General features: G+C 67.8%; 1 protein-coding gene and 1 pseudogene. Both read right to left on the bottom strand.

Going from position 1 to position 1,191, the window contains the following annotated elements:
• Positions 1-895: MCP four helix bundle domain-containing protein (locus tag AC1D00_RS41930; RefSeq protein ID WP_477014749.1), on the bottom strand; the 895-nt coding region annotated here is incomplete at its 3' end.
• Between the two features lie 126 nt (positions 896-1,021).
• A pseudogene (locus AC1D00_RS41925) lies at positions 1,022-1,191 on the bottom strand (EamA/RhaT family transporter); the annotation flags it as partial.

Here is a 1,191-nt window from a genome sequence, read left to right as displayed (position 1 = left end):
CCACGAAGCCGGCCGCAAGGATGCCGATCAGCACGCCGATGCTGCCGAGCACGATGCTCTGCCACCGCGCCTCCGTGAGCGTGCGGGCAAAATCGCGCGCCAGCACGTGACCGCGCCTTGCGCTGACCTCGCGCAGCAATTCGGTGACGCGGCCGATCAGCCGCCCCTCGGTGCCCAGCACCTCGCGGTCGATGTCGGCGATCTGCCGCTCCCGGACGGCGACCGCCATGATCGCCTCGGCGTAACCATTCACGGCCGTCCTGAGCCTGGCGTCGGCGATATCCATCGTCCGCATGTTCTGCGCGGCCTGCTCGGCCGCGGAGGGATTGCGCGCGAGCAGCCCGAGCGCGATCCGGCTCTGCGCCTCGGACAGGCGGGAGGCAAGCTCGCGGTCCGCGGTGCCGGAGACCGCCGCGTCGAACTGCTCGCGCAGCGGCGGCAGTCCGGCGAGCAGCTGGGCACGGCGGTCGATCAGGGTCGAAATCCGCTCGAGGCCGCTGCGATAGGTCGCAAGGCGGTCGGTGACCCCGTCGATCATGTCCTGCTGCTCGGGCGCGAGCTCGATGCGGGTCTTCTTCAGGATGTCGCTGAGCGTCGAGGCCGCCTCGCCCACCTGCTTGAACTGGATGCCGGCGCCGGGGTCGGTGACGAAGTCGCGCGCGGCAAGGCGCAATTCGTTCATACGGCGGTCGATGTCCTCGGCGAGATCGCCGACGCTCTGGAGCCGCTGCAACTCGGCAAAGGTCGTGTCGATGTGCCGGATCGCGATCACGCTCGCGGTCGAGGTGACGATGATCACCGCCAGCACCAGGATGAAGCTTCCGAACGTAAGCTGGCCGATGGACAGCGAAAAGATTCGCTTTTTCTCGGGGGGCGGCGTCAATTCGGCGGACATTGGTGCGTTGAGGGACCGGCTGCTACTGGAAGCCCAATATACGACGTATTGCACGCCCGGGGGAACATGCCTCCCGCCTCGGAATATCCTTAATATCGTGGTTGTCGGCCTGCCCTCCCCGGCGGCTTATGACGTTTTGACGCTCATCCGCCGCCGGGCCGGGATGGTCATGGCGGCGACGCCGAGGACGACGCAGGCGAGCCCGATCCAGGCGGTCCGGCTCAAGGTCTCGCCAAGAAAGGCGACGCTGATGGCGACCCCGATCGGCACGCGCAGATAGGCCTGCGCGGTGGTCC

It is taken from the genome of Bradyrhizobium sp. P2_E8 (genome assembly GCF_056403875.1).
This window is presented reverse-complemented; position numbering and strand designations above follow the sequence as displayed.